Origin of the sequence: Pseudidiomarina planktonica, assembly GCF_900177775.1 — a bacterium.
Classification (GTDB): Bacteria; Pseudomonadota; Gammaproteobacteria; order Enterobacterales; family Alteromonadaceae; genus Pseudidiomarina; species Pseudidiomarina planktonica.
This window is the reverse complement of record NZ_FXWH01000001.1, coordinates 545112-562087: the sequence shown is the minus strand read 5'-3', so window position 1 is coordinate 562087 and position 16976 is coordinate 545112. Positions and strand designations below refer to the sequence as shown.

At 49.8% G+C, this 16976-nt stretch carries 18 protein-coding genes; 10 read left to right on the top strand and 8 right to left on the bottom strand.

Annotated features, from left to right (window positions below; all coding sequences use genetic code 11):
- Positions 1-49: 49 nt before the first annotated feature.
- The 3 genes from CCE91_RS02600 (at position 50) to arcA (ending at position 3239) form a co-directional block, all read left to right on the top strand.
- Positions 50-1678, top strand: coding sequence for a sensor histidine kinase (locus tag CCE91_RS02600; protein ID WP_234996243.1), 1629 nt, complete (start codon positions 50-52; stop codon positions 1676-1678).
- Position 1679: 1 nt separating this feature from the next.
- Positions 1680-2336: a YfiR family protein gene (locus tag CCE91_RS02595; RefSeq protein ID WP_086433699.1), complete on the top strand. Its 657-nt coding sequence runs from the start codon at positions 1680-1682 to the stop codon at positions 2334-2336.
- A gap of 174 nt (positions 2337-2510) precedes the next feature.
- The gene (arcA, locus tag CCE91_RS02590; RefSeq protein WP_086433698.1) at positions 2511-3239 is read left to right on the top strand and encodes a two-component system response regulator ArcA; all 729 of its coding nucleotides are present in this window, start codon (positions 2511-2513) and stop codon (positions 3237-3239) included.
- A gap of 9 nt (positions 3240-3248) precedes the next feature.
- Here arcA and CCE91_RS02585 read toward each other — a convergent pair whose 3' ends face one another.
- Positions 3249-3611 (bottom strand): Hpt domain-containing protein, encoded by a 363-nt coding sequence (locus CCE91_RS02585; RefSeq protein WP_086433697.1) that lies wholly within the window; start codon positions 3609-3611, stop codon positions 3249-3251.
- Between the two features lie 115 nt (positions 3612-3726).
- Here CCE91_RS02585 and folE2 point away from each other — a divergent pair, with 115 nt between their 5' ends.
- The 7 genes from folE2 (at position 3727) to CCE91_RS02550 (ending at position 10733) form a co-directional block, all read left to right on the top strand.
- A complete protein-coding gene (folE2, locus tag CCE91_RS02580) occupies positions 3727-4656 on the top strand; it encodes a GTP cyclohydrolase FolE2 (RefSeq protein WP_086433696.1) in 930 nt (309 codons plus the stop codon).
- 57 nt (positions 4657-4713) lie between these two features.
- The gene (locus CCE91_RS02575) at positions 4714-5295 is read left to right on the top strand and encodes a DUF2726 domain-containing protein (protein WP_086433695.1); all 582 of its coding nucleotides are present in this window, start codon (positions 4714-4716) and stop codon (positions 5293-5295) included.
- 20 nt (positions 5296-5315) lie between these two features.
- Entirely contained in the window at positions 5316-6278 is a 963-nt protein-coding gene (locus tag CCE91_RS02570) for a cobalamin biosynthesis protein (RefSeq protein WP_086433694.1), read from the top strand.
- Between the two features lie 90 nt (positions 6279-6368).
- On the top strand, positions 6369-7382 hold the full coding sequence (locus CCE91_RS02565; protein ID WP_086433693.1) for an adenosine kinase: 1014 nt from the start codon (positions 6369-6371) through the stop codon (positions 7380-7382).
- A 20-nt stretch (positions 7383-7402) separates the two neighbouring features.
- On the top strand, positions 7403-8779 hold the full coding sequence (gene ahcY, locus CCE91_RS02560; RefSeq protein WP_086433692.1) for an adenosylhomocysteinase: 1377 nt from the start codon (positions 7403-7405) through the stop codon (positions 8777-8779).
- On the top strand, positions 8779-9378 hold the full coding sequence (locus CCE91_RS02555; protein WP_086433691.1) for a GNAT family N-acetyltransferase: 600 nt from the start codon (positions 8779-8781) through the stop codon (positions 9376-9378). Before ahcY ends, CCE91_RS02555 begins: the two co-directional genes overlap by 1 nt.
- 26 nt (positions 9379-9404) lie before the next feature.
- On the top strand, positions 9405-10733 hold the full coding sequence (locus tag CCE91_RS02550; protein ID WP_234996242.1) for an NAD(P)/FAD-dependent oxidoreductase: 1329 nt from the start codon (positions 9405-9407) through the stop codon (positions 10731-10733).
- 23 nt (positions 10734-10756) lie between these two features.
- On the opposite strand, the gene CCE91_RS02545 is transcribed toward CCE91_RS02550, so the two are convergent.
- From CCE91_RS02545 to rpmA, 7 genes are all read right to left on the bottom strand, one after another.
- The gene (locus CCE91_RS02545; RefSeq protein WP_086433689.1) at positions 10757-11905 is read right to left on the bottom strand and encodes an ABC transporter permease; all 1149 of its coding nucleotides are present in this window, start codon (positions 11903-11905) and stop codon (positions 10757-10759) included.
- Entirely contained in the window at positions 11902-12636 is a 735-nt protein-coding gene (locus CCE91_RS02540) for an ABC transporter ATP-binding protein (protein ID WP_086433688.1), read from the bottom strand. The genes CCE91_RS02545 and CCE91_RS02540 overlap by 4 nt, the downstream gene beginning before the upstream one ends.
- A gap of 4 nt (positions 12637-12640) precedes the next feature.
- Positions 12641-14101 (bottom strand): alpha/beta hydrolase, encoded by a 1461-nt coding sequence (locus tag CCE91_RS02535; protein WP_234996241.1) that lies wholly within the window; start codon positions 14099-14101, stop codon positions 12641-12643.
- 199 nt (positions 14102-14300) lie between these two features.
- A complete protein-coding gene (locus CCE91_RS02530; RefSeq protein ID WP_086433686.1) occupies positions 14301-14675 on the bottom strand; it encodes a DUF3718 domain-containing protein in 375 nt (124 codons plus the stop codon).
- A gap of 117 nt (positions 14676-14792) precedes the next feature.
- The gene (folA, locus tag CCE91_RS02525) at positions 14793-15293 is read right to left on the bottom strand and encodes a type 3 dihydrofolate reductase (protein ID WP_086433685.1); all 501 of its coding nucleotides are present in this window, start codon (positions 15291-15293) and stop codon (positions 14793-14795) included.
- 93 nt (positions 15294-15386) lie between these two features.
- The gene (gene cgtA, locus CCE91_RS02520; RefSeq protein WP_086433684.1) at positions 15387-16559 is read right to left on the bottom strand and encodes an Obg family GTPase CgtA; all 1173 of its coding nucleotides are present in this window, start codon (positions 16557-16559) and stop codon (positions 15387-15389) included.
- A 152-nt stretch (positions 16560-16711) separates the two neighbouring features.
- On the bottom strand, positions 16712-16969 hold the full coding sequence (gene rpmA, locus CCE91_RS02515) for a 50S ribosomal protein L27 (RefSeq protein ID WP_086433683.1): 258 nt from the start codon (positions 16967-16969) through the stop codon (positions 16712-16714).
- Positions 16970-16976 lie beyond the last annotated feature (7 nt).

Below are 16976 nucleotides of genomic sequence, written 5' to 3'. Positions count from 1 at the left end.
TCTCTGAGGGCGCCAGGTGGCCATTCAGTTCAGCTCGATCAAGCGCAGCATGTTACTGATCGTATTGATTGTAACGACACTGGCGTTGCTGATTGCTTTTACAATTAATACCTATAGTCAGGTGCAACATTACCGTGACTCCCTGATAGAGCGCTCGGTCGCTTATGCCCGGGTTACTGCCTTTAATGCCCTTAGCAGCGTGGTGTTTGACGATAACGAAACCGAAACCCAACGCTTACGCAGCCTGCGCAGTACCTCTTTTGTTGAGCATGTACACATTTACAAGCTGGATGAAGTTACCGGCGATCTGAATTTCTTTGCCAGCTATAACCGCCGTGGCCTGGCTCCCATTCCCGCAAAATATGCCAGTATTAACAGCCTGGGTGAGCCACGTATTGTGGCTGACTATTTAGAGGTTGCCGAGCCCATTCAACTGGATAACTCGGTGGTAGGTTATGTGTATCTGCGCTCGTCCATGTCGGAATTGGAAGCTTTTGTGCAGCGCTCCATTATGCTGGCAGTTATTGTTACCCTGGGCACTCTGATACTAGCCGCCTTATTAACTATTCGGATGCGTAAAACCATTACCAGCCCGCTGGATCGTATGGTTGAGGTTATTCAGCAAGTAGCCCGCGAGAAAGATTATTCACTACGTCTGCCCACCTCACATTTGCAGGAAGTTGACAGTGTTAGTCATGCCTTCAATATCATGTTGAATCGTATTCAGCAGCATATAACCCGGCAGGAAAAAGCTGAACAGGAAGCCAGCTCACTGGCGTCGGAGTTGGAACAGCAAGTAAGCCAGCGTACCCAGGCCTTAAAAGAAGCCAACTCCGAATTATTGAAAACCCTCGAGCAGTTGCATTTGTATCAAAGTCAGTTAGTAGAGTCGGAAAAAATGGCGTCACTGGGTGATATGGTGGCGGGCATTGCGCATGAGGTAAACACCCCGATTGGGTTGTCGGTAACCGCCTCTACGCTGCTGCAGGACAAACTGCATCTGATGCAGGAGAAGTTCTCCGCCAAACGCATTTCGACGCAGGAATTTGAACGGTTTTTGAATGATTGTGACGAAAACCTGGCCATTATTTACCGCAATGTAAATCGTGCTGCAGATTTGATTACCGCATTTAAACAAGTGGCGGTAGACCAGTCGTCTGAAGTTGACCGGCAAATTCTGGTAGTGGACTTTATGCAAGACGTACTGCTGTCGATAAAGCCACGCCTAAAAGACAGCACCAACTTCCCCATTCATATTCATTGCGACCCTACCCTGCGCATTGAAACCAAGCCCGGTCCGCTTAACCAAATACTGAGCCATTTGATTACCAACTCTATGGTGCACGGTTTTGACCACCGCCAGCAAGGTGAAGTAAATATTACCATTGCCATTGATACCGATAAGCGTTTGGAAATTGTTTATGAAGACAATGGCGCGGGCGTACCTATTGATATTCGCCGCCGTATTTTTGACCCTTTTGTTACCTCTAAGCGCGGTTCCGGCGGCAGCGGCCTGGGCATGCATTTAGTTTACAACCTGGTTACGCAGGTATTAAAAGGCAATATTCATTTCTTTAGTGAACAAGAGCAGGGAGTTGAGTTTGTGGTGCGCTTTCCGGTAACTATATTGCCACCAGCAAAGTCTGACGAACCCCCTTCTGCTGAGGCGCAGGGCTAACATGCGCTGCTCATGGTCAGCTGTTGCCGCGCTCGGTACCTTGCTGATTGTGGCGCCTACCAGTGTCAGCGTTGCACCGGCTGCGCCACTGCCGTTGCAAGCTACCGAGCCAACTCCAGCCGAAGAAACCGAAGCTGCACAGCGTTTGGCCCGCGCGCTATTTATGGCGCAAATGATTCACTTTATAAAATGGCCATTTGTGCCAACCGGTAAACTCGGTGAATCTGCCACTCCCGACCGCGTTACTTTCTGCATGCTGCATCAGCGCCCAACCGAAACTTCACCGCAACTGTTAACCGAAGCCAGTGTGCTGCAACAGCGCAGTGCGGAAGCGAATAGCCCGGACGCACCGCGAGTAGTTACCTTTTATCATTACAGCCAGCTGCAACTGCATTTAGTGAATGATCACTGCCATGTTATTTATGCAGACTACGACCAGCTTAAAGAGCTGCCCAGTATTGCTATTCAACAACTGAACATTTCCAGCTTTATCGTTTCGAATAATCTGGCCTTTTTAAATCAGGGTGGTATTGGCGCGCTGTATTTTGAGAACAAACGGGTGCGTTTATATCTCAATAATCACGAATTACAGCGCAGTGATATAACCTTAGGTTCACGTTTGTTACAAGTATCCCGTTTTTATCCGCTCACAGAATAAACTGTGTTAAACTACGCGTATTCGCTACATTTGAATAAGATTAGCTGTATAAACAATGCGTTTGCAGTGTTTCTTAACGCATATTGCCGGGTGTTTAACTGGTATTCTGTTTACAAAAGTAATAATCTATTTTCAAATTAGTTAACGACTTATCGACATCAACGGAACTTTGATATGAGCGCCAAGATTTTAATAGTGGAAGATGAGGTTGTTACCCGCCAGACGCTAACCCGCCTGTTTCAGCACGAAGGTTACGAAGTATTTGACGCGGCCGATGGTTTGCAGATGGAACGTATTATGTCTCAGCAGACCGTTGACATTGTTATTATGGATGTGAACTTACCTGGTAAAAACGGTATTGAGCTGGCTGAATCACTACGTGAACGGGACAACATCGGACTGGTATTCTTAACCGGTCGCGATAGCGAAGATGACCGTTTACTGGCACTGGAAATTGGCGCTGACGATTACCTGATCAAGCCTTACAACCCGAAAGAATTGCTGATTCGGGTACGTAACTTGTACCGCCGTATTGAAGCCTTAAAGTCGCAGCAGCAACCAGTTGGCCACGACAGTGTGGTATTTGAGTTCAACGGTTGGAAATTAGACAGCGACAGCCGTTGCCTGTTTTCACCAGAGCGCAAAGTGTTCCGCTTACCAAAAAGCGAATATCGCGCCATGGAACTGTTTCTGACTAATCCGGGCAAAATTCTGGATCGCGAAACCTTAGTGAAAAAGATGCTCGACCGCGAACTGCGGCCGAACGATCGGACTGTGGATGTAGCTATTCGCCGCATTCGTCGTCACTTTGAGTCGCACCCAACCACACCAAACCTGATCACCACTATTCATGGTGAAGGCTACCGATTTGTTGGTGATGTGGTTGCTAATCGGGTGGAATAAACCAAACTTTTAACTTTGGTTATAATTCTGAAGCCATTCCTGTAACACAGGGGTGGCTTTTTCATATGCGCTATCAAAATCCTTCAGCAAAGCAGGCAAATCACTGGGTTGCCAACTCTCTTTTTCGAGATATTCCAGCTTTCTTGCCAACCCAGCCAGCCCGACGGAACGGCAGGCACTTTTCATTTTATGAGCCTGACTACGCACCGCTGCGGTATCTTTGTTATCAGCAGCCTCGGTTAGCTCTTCCATATAACTTGGCATTATCTGTATAAAGATGTTGACGGTGTGCTGCAGCCCATCCAAACCTAAGGCGTCAGCGTACTGACCTAGCAGTACTTCATCTAATGCAATCGAATTTCCTGTTGTCATAGTGAACCCTTGAATCGAAACTACCGTAATGGACGTTATTCTTGTTATACTAACGGCCTTTTAAATTATGCCAGACACTTTAAAAACATCGCGGAGCAGTATGAGCATGTCGACTATGACGCCGACCATTATGCCAGATATAGCCAATCAGACTAGTGCCCAAACCGAAGGAGCACTGGATTGGGTAGGTATGAGCAACATCGAAATTCCTCTGATGGTAGCTGCCATTGGAGAACCTGACCGTCAGGTTAGCGCGAAAGTCGAAGCTTTTGTAAACCTAGCCGATCCTAAAGCCAAAGGCATTCATATGTCACGGCTGTATCTGTTACTAGACGAGCTTTCCAACAATGGTACCTTAAGCCACGCCAGTTTAAAGCAATTGTTGAATGACTTTATTGGTAGCCATGAAGGTTTAGCCGACAAAGCTTTTGTACGCTTTGATTTTGACTACCACTTGCGCCGTAAGTCGCTGATCAGCAAAAAGCAGGGCTGGAAAGCCTATCCGGTGACGGTAGTTGGTGTTTACGACGACGGCAATCTGGATTTGGAGCTTGGCGTAGAAGTACCTTACTCGTCTACCTGCCCTTGTTCAGCAGCGTTAGCGCGGCAATTAATTCAAGACGCCTTTGCGGCAAAATTTGCCGGTAACGATGCCGTTGATGCCGCCACCGTCAAAGAATGGTTAGGCACTACCGAAGGTATTGTGGCCACGCCGCACAGCCAGCGTTCTATTGCTGAAGTAAAAGTAACCATGGGCAAAGACGTTGACGAACTGCCAATTATTCATTTAATTGACAGCATTGAAGATGCGCTGCAAACCCCGGTACAAGCCGCAGTAAAACGTGAAGACGAGCAAGAGTTTGCCCGCCTGAACGCGCAGAACCTGATGTTTGTAGAAGACTCAGCCCGCCGCTTGCAGGCGGCGTTGAACCGCATGCCAATGTTCACCGACTTCTGGGTACGAGTGAACCATTTGGAATCACTGCACGCTCACGATGCGGTGAGTGTAGCGACCAAAGGTGTGCAAGGCGGTTTTAAATACTAAGCTGGCACAGGCTTTGCAATAACCTCATCAACGTCAAAATGTTGATGAGGTTTTTTTATGGAAATTTTACTGATTTTATTCGTGATTGCCCTTATTGGTGTGGCTATTCTGGCCAGCCGCATAAGTGAAACTTACACCCCTTACCCTTATCAGCCACGCCAGAAATCGCTATGCAGTGCCGTGGAAGCGCAATTTTTGACGCTACTGGAGAAATCCGTTGGTGACGACTACCGCATTTTCACCAAAGTTCGGTTAAACGACATTGTGACTGTGCGCAAGGGCGTGTCCCGCTCAGCTTCGCGTAGTGCACAAAATAAAGCTAATCAGAAAGTTCTGGATTATGTGTTGTGCGATCGTGAAACCATGCAAGTGAAAGCCGCCATTGAGTTGGAACCGGCTAATTCTGCCGGCGAACAAGGCAAGCGTAACTGGTTTCTGAAAAATACTTTAACTGCCGCAGGCATCCCATTCTTGCGCTTTAAAGCCAAACCGGGCTATCGTGTAGCGGACATGCGCGACTATATTAACGGTAAGATCATGCAGGCGGAGCATGTGCGTGCAGCTGCACCAAAAGCCCGTCGTCCTGCCGATAGTGACCGCGCCGAACCTGCACATACAAAAGAGGTTGTGGCGGCATGAGCCTGACAACAAATTAATTAATGGCGTGGCCTGAACAGCTGGTCACGCTGGTGCAATACCCGGCCAGCATTGTTTTATTAATGCTGCTGCTGGAGCGAGTATTAGTTTGGTCGCCGCTGTGGCACCCGCTTAGTCTGGTGCGCTTGTTCGCGCAGCAACTACAACTGCGAGTACTACGCCCGCAACGTGATGCATCAGGTCAGCAGTTACTGGCTGGCGTACTTGCCACCCTGGTGCTATTAACCCTGGTGTTATTTCCGGCCTGGTGGTTACTGGACGTAAGCGACTTCCCCAGCGCGCTTGGCGCCTTTTTGCTACTGATTAGTTTACACACCAGCCCACAAACCGCTCTGGTAAAGGCTATAGCCAAAGCGCTGCAGCGTGATCAGAAAAATGTCGCCCGTACCTTACTCAACCGGCTTGATAGTCGCGATAATAAGCGCTTAAGCCCCATAGGAATCATTCGTGCGGCCGCTGACAACCAGTTACTAAGCTGGGTGCAGCATACCCTTGCTATTATTCTGGCTTATTTGATTGGTGGTGCGGTGCTGGCGCTGGCCGTTCGGGTGCTAACATTGCTGGCTTCACAATGGCCGTTAGAAGACCCCCGCTACCGCTATTTTGGCCAAATTCCCCACCGCTTAAGCCAGTTAGCACTACTACTTCCTATGCTATTAGCTGCCTTGCTGGTGATTATATTAAGCACCTTAGTGCGTGGCCCCAGACTATTGCGAACCCTGCGCCAGCAACAGTGGCAGCACTGGTGGTTGCCCGAAGCCTGTTGGCTCTTTGGCTGTGCCCGTTTGCTGGGAATTCCGCTGGGCGGGCCGGTGCAATACCGCAATGAACGAACCCGCCGTGCGCGTTTCGGCCCGGCTGTTGCGAACCCCAAAGCCATTCTGTTTGCGCTGCGCTTCACCCGCATTGCCGACGCATTAGTGCTGCTTACTTCACTTGCATTCGCCGCACTGCAACTACTGTAGCTAATTGCATTTTTTGTTAGTGCTATAACATCGATCATCGGCTTTGCTTCGTATATAATACTCGGCCGGAAAATTAAGCAACGAGTACTTATGAAATCGTTAGACGTGGTGGGCATCGGCAACGCGCTGGTTGACCAGGAATTCGAAGTCACAGATGACTTTTTAAGCCAGCACGGCATCGAGAAAGGCATGATGACCCTGATTGAAGAAGCTGATCAGGACAAACTGATTGCTGAACTCAGCCAACGCGGTGACCTTAAGAAACAATCAGGTGGTGGTTCTGCTGCCAATTCATTAGTTGCCTTCAGCCAATTTGGCGGAAACGCATTTTACTGCTGCAAAGTGGCTGATGATGAAGCTGGTGAATTCTATCGGCATGATCTTGAAAAGGTAGGTATTCGTACTAACTTGCAGCATCAGCATCACCAGGGCAAAACAGGACGTTGTCTGGTTATGGTGACGCCTGATGCCGAACGTACCATGCGCACTTTTCTTGGTATTACCGCTGATTTGTCGTTGGAAGAATTAGACGAAGATGCCATTGCTGCCGCTGAATACTTGTACATTGAAGGCTATTTAATTACGTCTCCAATTGCCCGCGAAGCTATTGTTCGCGCCAAGCAACTGGCCCGTAAGCACGGCACCAAAATTGCCATGACCTGCTCCGACCCCGCCATGGTGAAATATTTCCGTGATGGTATAGAGCTAATTCTGGAAGGTGGCGTTGATGTCATGTTCTGTAACCACGAAGAAGCAGAGCTGTTAACCGGCACAGATGACCCGCAGCAAGCGCTGCTGGCCTTGCAAAAACATGCCAGCACTGTGGCTATTACATTGGGCAAAGACGGCGCATTGTTAGGTGACGGGAAGCGGCAAGTAGCAGTGCCAGGCGTTAAAGTAAAAGCGGTCGATAGCAACGGTGCCGGCGACATGTTTTCAGGTGCCATGTTGTTTGGTTTGACGCGTCAGCTATCCTTAGCAGATGCAGGCCGGTTGGCCAGCCACGCAGCGGCAGAAATAGTGACCGAATTTGGTCCGCGCCTGAGCCTGGAACGACAGCAACAAATACTGCAGCAACTGCAAATTGAAGCAGCCGCTGTTTAACCAAATAAAGCAGGATACTTATGAACCAAAGCACTCACGATTACAAAGTAGCTGATATTTCGCTGGCCGACTACGGCCGTAAAGAAATCACCATTGCTGAGTCAGAAATGCCAGCACTGATGACCATTCGTCGCAAATATGCAGACAGCAAACCGTTAGCCGGTGCGCGCATTATTGGTTGTATTCATATGACCATTCAAACTGCCGTACTGATTGAAACCTTGCTGGAACTCGGTGCCGAAGTGCGCTGGTCTTCATGTAATATTTTCTCTACTCAGGATCACGCTGCTGCCGCTATGGCTGCTGCCGGTGTACCTGTGTTTGCCTGGAAAGGCGAAACCGAAGAAGAATACGAGTGGTGCCTTGAGCAAACTTGCCGCAAAGACGGTGAGTTGTGGGATGCCAATATGATTCTTGATGATGGCGGTGATTTAACGCTGTTAATGCATGAAAAATATCCCGAAATGCTAGATAAAGTTCATGGCATTACGGAAGAAACCACTACTGGTGTGCACCGTTTGCTGGAAATGCTGAAAAAAGGCACTTTGAAAGTTCCTGCTATTAACGTAAACGATGCGGTTACCAAATCGAAGAACGATAATAAATACGGTTGCCGTCACTCGCTGAACGACGCTATTAAGCGTGGTACCGATCACCTGTTGTCAGGTAAAAAAGCACTGGTTATTGGTTATGGCGATGTGGGTAAAGGTTCAGCAGCTAGCCTTCGTCAGGAAGGCATGATTGTGAAAATTTCTGAAATTGACCCAATCTGCGCTATGCAAGCGTGCATGGACGGCTACGAAGTGGTTTCTCCGTACAAAAACGGCGTAAACACCAACAGTGCTGAAGGCATTAACAAAGATCTGCTGCAAAACACTGACTTGCTGGTAACCACCACAGGTAACGTGAATGTGTGCGATCAGTACATGCTGTCAGCGCTGAAAGCTACTGCTGTAGTTTGTAACATTGGCCACTTCGACAACGAAATTGATACTGCGTTTATGCGCAAAAACTGGAAGTGGGACGAAGTAAAACCACAGGTTCACAAAATTCACCGTAGCGATGACCAGCATGATTACCTGCTGCTGTTATCTGAAGGTCGTTTGGTAAACCTAGGTAACGCTACCGGCCACCCTAGCCGTATTATGGATGGTTCTTTTGCCAACCAGGTACTGGCGCAAATGCACATGTTTAGCGAGAAATTTGCTGATTTACCAAGTGCGCAAAAACAAGCTAAACTGCGTGTTGAAGTGCTGCCGAAGCAATTAGACGAAGAAGTTGCGCGCTACATGGTGCAAGGTTTCGGTGGTGTTATGACCAAAATGACTGAGCAGCAAGCCGACTACATTGGTGTAGCTGTTGAAGGTCCATTTAAAACCGATGAGTATCGTTATTAATGACTGAACCCAAAGAAAAGGTTCTCTATCGTCCAATGACGGCTGCAGATCATGCAGCCGTTATTCGTTTAGCGAACGAAGTTCATGGTGACAATTACCTGAACGAAGAGAGTTTGGCTGACTATGCCGCGAAAGGCACCGTTGGTGATGTGAATTTAAACTGGCTGGCATGGCTGGGTGATGAGTTAATTGGCATTCGGCTAACCTTTGCGCCAGGCACCTGGCCGGTTGACGATCAGTGTACGCCAGAAGCCTGGCCGGTAGCTAGCGACTACATTTGTTACTTCAAATGTGCTGCGGTAGCTGAACAAGCACGAGGCTTAGGTGTCGGCCGTGGGCTGTTAGAGCATTCTATTGCCGCCGCCAAGCAATTGGGCTGCCAGGCCGGACTTGCTCACATTTGGCGCCAAAGCCCGAATAACAGCGCATTTTCCTACTTTAGTAAATGTGGTGGCGAGCTTATTCGCGAGCACAAAAAGCGTTGGTACCAGTTGTCGGTAGAAGAAGGCTATCACTGCCCGGTTTGCGACGGTGTGTGTTACTGCACCGCTGCTGAAATGATATTGCCATTTAAGCAAACTACCGCCGCTGCGGTGTAATTTCTACTTAGCCTTGAAGAGCCTCCATGCAACCAATGTATGATCCCTTAACCTCCGCTCAGCTTGGTCCGAACGACTCCTACCCCGCCAGTTACTGGGCTACTCAGGGTATGCCCCAATGGCCGGTACGCAGTGCGTTGCCGGAACAAGCGGAAGTAGTGATTATTGGCGCAGGCTACACCGGCCTGAATGCGGCGCTAAGCCTGGCTAAAGATTATCACCGCGAAGTAGTAGTGGTAGAGGCTAATCAGTTAGCCTGGGGCTGCTCAGGGCGTAATGCGGGCTTTGTGATGCCCAGCACCGGACGCCGTAGCTATCAGGACTGGATTAAAAGCTACGATATGCCCATGGCCAAGGCTATTCATGCTGAGCAGCATGCGGCCATTGACCATGTGCGCTCGTTAATCACAGACAGTTCAGTTGCTTGCGATACCCAACACGGTGGTTATTTAAAATTGGCGCACAGCGCTAAGGCCAATCAACTGCTGGTGCAGCAACACCAATTGCTACAGCAATTAGGTGATGCTGCGGTACTACACAGTGCCGCCACTGTTGCCGCTGACTATGTGAAAACCCCGGTCGCCCATGGTGCACTGCACTATCCGCAAAGTTTCGCGGTAAATCCAATGCAGCTAGCTGCGGTAACTGCTCACGCAGCTGCCAATGCAGGGGCTAAATTAGTTACCAATGCCCCGGTGCAACACTGGGAGACCACACCTCAGGGACAGCGCCTGCACACAGCAGCCGGCTCTATTGAGGCTAAGCAGGTTATTATTGCCAGCAATGGCTACACGCCGAATCATTTGCATCCGGCCATTCACGGCCGCAGCTTGCCAGTACTGTCGAGTATTATTGTGACGCGACCGCTCACCGCGGCCCAACAGCAGCAAATAGGTTTAATCCCGGCGCATCAGTTTATGGACACGCGCTCGCTGAAATACTACTTCCGTTTATTGCCCGATGGCCGGTTGTTGTTTGGTGGGCGCGGCGCTATTCGTGGTCGCGATGCAAACAAACCGCGCTACGCCAAACATTTGCAGCAAGCCTTACAGGCCACTTTTCCGCAGCTTGAAACCGTGACTCTGGACTATTTCTGGAGTGGTTGGGTGAGCGTTGCGTTGGACGACTATCCGCGTATTTATGAAGCGGCGCCCGGGGTATTCACCAGTATGGGTTACTGTGGTGCCGGTGTTGCTTTCAGCAGTTTAGCCGGACACCGACTAGCGCAACTCACTAGTGGCGATGCCCTGCCGGAGCTGCCATTCTACCAATCGGCGCTGCCGAAATTCCCGCTTGCGCAAGGCCGACGTTTAGGCCAGTGGCTGTACTACCAATGGGCGCGAGCCACCGCCTAAACTAAGGCTGTAGTTGTGCTTAACTACAGCCCGAATACAACCTTTTCACTGCGCAACATACGCGCAATACCAAGCATTAGCAGGCCACTGCATAACAGTGTAATAACCGCACTTGCCACCGCCGCAAATACGTTCAGTGGTTCGCCCTTAATTAAATCCAGGAACGCCTGATGCTGCCCGGTAAGCGGTAAATAATACAGTGCCTGATGTTTAATGCGCGCAAACTCAATACCGAAGGATGCCAGCATGGGCACCATCAGCAGAAACGAAATATAGGTTTGTGCTTCTTTGAAGCTTTTCGCCCGAAACGACACGAACAACTGCAATGCGGTGGCAAATAACGCCAGTGGTACTAACATAACCGCCATTAATGCCAGCGTTTGCCAGGCCAAATCGACGCTAATACCAATGCGTTCCAGCGGTACATAAGTGAACACAAAGGGAATAATCACCAAACTTAGCACGGCGCCGAACATAGCAAAGCTTGCCGCAGTCAGGGTTTTACCTGCGACCAACTCAGCACTTGATAAGGGTTGTGACAGCAAAAACTCCAGTGAATTACGTTCACGCTCGCCCGCACTAATATCAATAGCCACGTTCATGCCCGACCAAAATACCGACAACAAAATGAACACCAACACGCTACCTAACAGTAATGCCGCGCGCGAGCCTTTGGTAGCAGAATCCTGCCGTACCACGTCAATAGGTTGCATCAGCTGTGGATGCAGTCCGCGCGCCAGCAACCGCACCTGCGCTATTTGCTGACTGTAATTCTGCAGAGCCTGAGTTACGCGACTAATTTCAGCGCGCTGTTGCTGATTCGAAAAGTCAGCATTAAACACAACCCGGGCCGGTTCACCGGCAGCAATGGCGGCATCCCAGTCGGCCGGAAATTCCAGCGCAATGGGCTGGCGTCCGGTGGGCCAGGGTTCCTCGCGCTGCTCTATTCCGGCTGCAGCCAAAAACTCAACTAAGGCCGCCGCATGCTCAGTGCCCTGCATATCAATTTTAACATCGCTGTCGTCGGTCATTTGCGACACTAAGAAAAAGAATGCTACGGCCATAAGCACCGGACCAAAAAATGCGTAGGACATAGCGGCAAGCACTGAGCGTCTGTCACGCACAGCATCGCGCAGTTCTTTGCGCCAGACGGTTACTATTGCTGAACTCATGCCGCAATTCCCTCGTCAGTTCCGATTATTTTTACGAAAGCTTCTTCGAGCGCCGACTCGCCGGTCATGGCGCAGAGTTCGTCAGGCGAGCCTTCGGCCGCTACCTTACCCTGAGCTACCACCACCACGCGGTCACACAACGCTGCAACTTCTTGCATTACGTGCGAAGAAAACAAAATACAGGTGCCCTGCGCCCGCAGTTCACGCAGTAAGTCGCGCAGAATGCGGGTGCTCATAACATCTAAGCCACGGCTGGGTTCGTCCAGAATCAAATGCTTGGGCTGATGAACAATGGCCTGCGCCAGTGCAACTTTCATGCGTTGGCCTTGCGAAAAGCCCGCACTGCGACGGTGCGCCAGCTCCGTCATGCCTAACCGCTCAATAACGGCAGTAACCGCCTGGTTGCGCTCGGCCCCCTTCAAGCCATGTAGCTCGGCAAAAAAGGCAATTTGCTCCTGCGCGGTCAAACGTTCATAAAGACCAAACTTGTCAGGGAAAATACCAATTAGTCGCCGCGCCGCCAGCGGATCAAGCAAGGCATCAACGGTATCAATCAGCGCTTGCCCGGAGTCGGCTTTTTGCAGGCCGTAAATGGTGCGCAAGCAGGTAGTTTTACCAGCGCCATTGGGACCCAGCAGACCGGTTATCTGGCCATCGGGCGCGTGGAACGTCAGGCCGTCAAGTGCTCTGACGTCGCCAAATGATTTGGTTAAATTCTGGACTGAAATCATAATTTTACATTCCCGCGCCGTTGCTGCTTCGGACAAAAGGTGTTGCGCGCTGTTGTTGCTGCAAGCACGACGCATCTAACTGCTCGGCATCCAGGCTTTCAATAAAGTTCGCAATTAAACGATTCGCGCAGGTATGGGAGGCTATCGTATGCGCACCAAAAGGTGCAACTAAATGCCGACTATTGGTTAAAGTACTCGCCGCCAATTCACCCCAGGCTACTGGTGTAACAGGGTCAAGCTGGCCGGACAATAACAGCACCGGCTTGTCGCTTTGCACTGGCTCCGACCAGCTTGGGTCAGGCGTGAAGCTAGGCCAGGGTTTACACATATCAATAAAGGCTTCGGCAGTACGCCCGCCAATGAAGGTGTTGTTGGCGTCGTCGGCCAGCAGCGCCGGAGTGGCGCGCGGAAGATCTTCGCTACATAAAACCGACAGCGTTAACCCCAAATACAGGGGTGACTGGGACATCATGGTGCCCATTAGGCCAACCAAGGGCTCATAGTTTTGCGCAGCAGTTTCACGAATAGTGTATGGCACCAACCGACGCGTGCTGGGATGATATAAAGCAACGCGCAGCACTGACGACAAGCGACCACTGGTAACCAGCAAGTCGAGCGGCTCATTAGTGAGCGGATCGTTCACTACTAGTGCGGCCGGATCGCTATCCAGTTTCTGCATTAAGTTTCGATAGCTCTCGTCCAGGTTTGGAAACTCCTGGCGGCAACTCGTGTCTTGCTCACAATGTTCCAATAACTGGGCAAACGACTGCGCACCGTGTAAGCCAAAGGGCCCGATAACAACTTGCGTTGGGGCAACGGCATCCAATACAGCACTACGCACGGCGTCAGGGGCTTCACGCAAATACACTAACCCGGCACGAGTACCGTAGGAGCCGCCATACAGATTGACGCTGGGATACCCCAGTTGTTGTCGCACGGTTTCGAAATCACGAACTGCATTCACAGTATGATATTGGGTAAGGTCGGAGTCTGGATATTGCGCTAAGCATTCGGCAGCCATTTCATCCAGTGCTTGCTCGTTGTCGGCACGAACTAATTCGTCGGCGCGCTCAATATCACAAGACAGCGGATTCGATTGCCCGGTACCACGCTGGTCAATTAACAAAATATCACGCTGTTGGCGTACCTGGGTGAACATACGGTTCATCATAGGTGCCAGTTCGGTGGCAGCCTGCCCTGGCCCGCCCGCCAAAATTAGTAGCGGATCTTCACGAGAACCTTCCTGCACAGCAGGCAGTACCGCGTAGTGAATTGAAATTTGACGTCCGTTCGGCTGTTCGTAATTTTCAGGAACCTGAATATTACCGCAGCGAATACGCTCAGAAATACCATCAATATAACAGTCGTTGTTGGTGGCGTTCTTTGCCTCAACCGGAACCTGTGCCAGAGCGTGGTTGCTATATGCAAGCAAGCCTAGCAGAGCAAATATCACGCGTACGTGCATAACGAATTTCATCCTTCAGTGAGTAACCTGCATAGTGTGGCCGATTGACCTTACTACTGACAAGAGTTATTCGTTTAAAATTTGTTAACAGAGATTACAAAGTTATTTAATAGCGGGCACAAAAAAGGGCGCAAACTGCGCCCTCTTGTATTACTTGTTGCCTAGTCACTAGTCCCAGTTACAAGTTTGCTCCGGCTAATTACAGACCAGCACGTTCTTTAATGGCTGCTGCAATTGGAGAACCAGCGTGGCCATTGCTTTGCGCCCACTCGTAATCACCGCTAGCGGTTAAATCTTGTGGTGCCAGACTACGCACAACAAACTCACCAATGTCGTTAGAACCGTTGCTCATAGCAAACTGTAGCAAGCTTTGACCATTGCATTGAATAGAACCGTAGATATCACGGATACGTACGCGGCTATCACGCAGTTTCTTACGCATGCGAATAGTGTCATCGCCTTGCACGTAAGTACACATGCTCAACGCCAGCTCATTGGCCTGTGCAGGCTTGCTCAGTGCAACGCCGCCCAATGCCAGAGCGATAGCTACTGTACTGATTAAAGCTGTTTTCATGACTAGACTCCTATTAAAACACAAACTTGTTTAAAAAATCATCAATATAATACTATGGCTTTCCTTACGAATCAATCGACAGTAAAGACCTAAATTATTGATTGTATTAACATTAGATTAACGAACCCTATCGTAAGTCAGAGTAGTAAATGCCTGTGGGTTATTAGTATCGGGCTCATGCCGTTGCTCGCTAACCTTGTTCCAGTGCCCTGCTGTCGTGTAGTTTGGAAAATAAGTATCGCCTGCAACATCAAGATCGATTTTGGTCAGGTATAAACGATCAGCAAGGGGTAAAAATAGTTCATAAATTTTTCCTCCCCCAATGACCATTAGCTCACTGGCATCACCTGCAGCGGCTATCGCCTGATCGGCACTATGTACCCACACCACGCTTGGTTGCTGGGCTGAAGCGGCAACTTCTTGCCGCGTCAGAATAATGTTGGTGCGTCCAGGCAACGGCCGACCAATAGCTTCAAAAGTTGCCCGCCCCATAACTATTGGCTTACCCAGCGTAATTTTTTTGAAGTATTGTAACTCGGCCGGCAAATGCCATGGCATTTGCATGTTTTTACCAATAACTCGATTGGCTGCCATAGCAGCGACTAAAGCAATTTTCATAACAGTTAAAGCTCTGGTCGGGGTGGTTGGGCAATAATGCCTGAGAACAGCACTCAGGCATTCATTCACTACTAATTATTCGCGGTTACGAACTTACTTCTGATAAATAACTTCAACGTCGTAATCGTCGTCATCAAAGTCATCGTCATCATCTTCGTCGTCAAATTCGGCTTCGGCTTTAGCAATTTCTTCACGATGATAGTCGTCCCACTTAAAGTCGGTGGTGGTTTTCTCATCGTCGCTTAGCTCTTCCGGTGCCGGCAACTGTTCTAGGTAGGTCATGATTTCCTTGCAGAGCTGCTCGGTACCACGCCCTTCAATAGCTGACAGTTGATATACCGGACCTTCCCAGCCCAAACCTTCAACAATGTCATTCACGCGTTCTTCAAGTTCTTCCGGCAACACCAGATCCACTTTGTTAATCACTAACCAACGCGGCTTCTCTGCCAGTTTCGGACTGTATTTTTCCAGCTCACCCACAATCATCCGGGCTTGCTCAATGGGGTCGGTGTTGTCGTACGGCGCTAAATCAATCAGGTGCACCAGCAGACGGCAACGCTCCAGATGTTTCAGGAACTGAATACCTAAACCAGCACCGTCAGCAGCGCCTTCGATCAGACCCGGAATATCGGCAATAACAAAGCTATTATGCGGGAACGGCCGCACTACACCCAGGTTTGGAACTAAGGTGGTAAAGGGGTAATCCGCAACCTTTGGCTTGGCCGCCGACACTGACCGGATAAAGGTTGATTTACCGGCATTTGGCATGCCCAGCAAACCGACATCGGCCAGCAGCATCAATTCCATTTTCAGCATGCGAATTTCGCCCGGGGTACCATCAGTTTTCTGACGTGGCGCCCGGTTGGTGCTGCTTTTGAAGCGCGCGTTACCCAAGCCATGATAGCCACCTTTGGCAACCATGCGGCGTTGACCGTGACGGGTTAAGTCACCCATTAGCTCGCCAGTTTCAACGTCGGTAGCACGGGTGCCAACCGGCACCTTTAACACTAAATCTTCGCCACGGCGACCGGTACAGTTTTTACCCATACCATTTTGGCCACGCTGAGCGCGGTGGAAGCGCTCGAATTGGTAGTCAATCAGGGTGTTTAAGTTTTCATCGGCTTCTAAATATACATCGCCGCCGTCGCCACCATCACCACCGTCGGGGCCACCACGAGGAATATATTTTTCACGCCGAAAGCCCACGCAACCATTGCCGCCGTCGCCGGCTTCAACGCGAACTTCAACTTCATCTACGAATTTCATTTGAACTTACTCACTGCCTGATTGAGCTATATATAATAGCAGCTTCTAGGAACCATTAAAAAACCCCGCCAAAAGGGACGGGGTTTTGCAAAGACCGTTAGTTAGCCGGTTTACTTAAATTACTACCCGAAGTAAAACTTCGTAGGTACTAATTAATCAGTAACGATGCTAACGAACTTACGGTTTTGTGGGCCTTTTTCTGCAAAAGACACTTTACCGTCTGATAATGCGAATAAAGTGTGGTCGCGGCCAACACCAACGTTATCACCAGCGTGGAAACGAGTACCACGTTGACGAACGATAATGCTACCAGCTAAAACGGACTCGCCGCCAAAGCGTTTAACACCCAGGCGTTTACTCTCTGAGTCACGACCGTTACGGGTTGAACCACCAGCTTTTTTGTGTGCCATGAGTCGT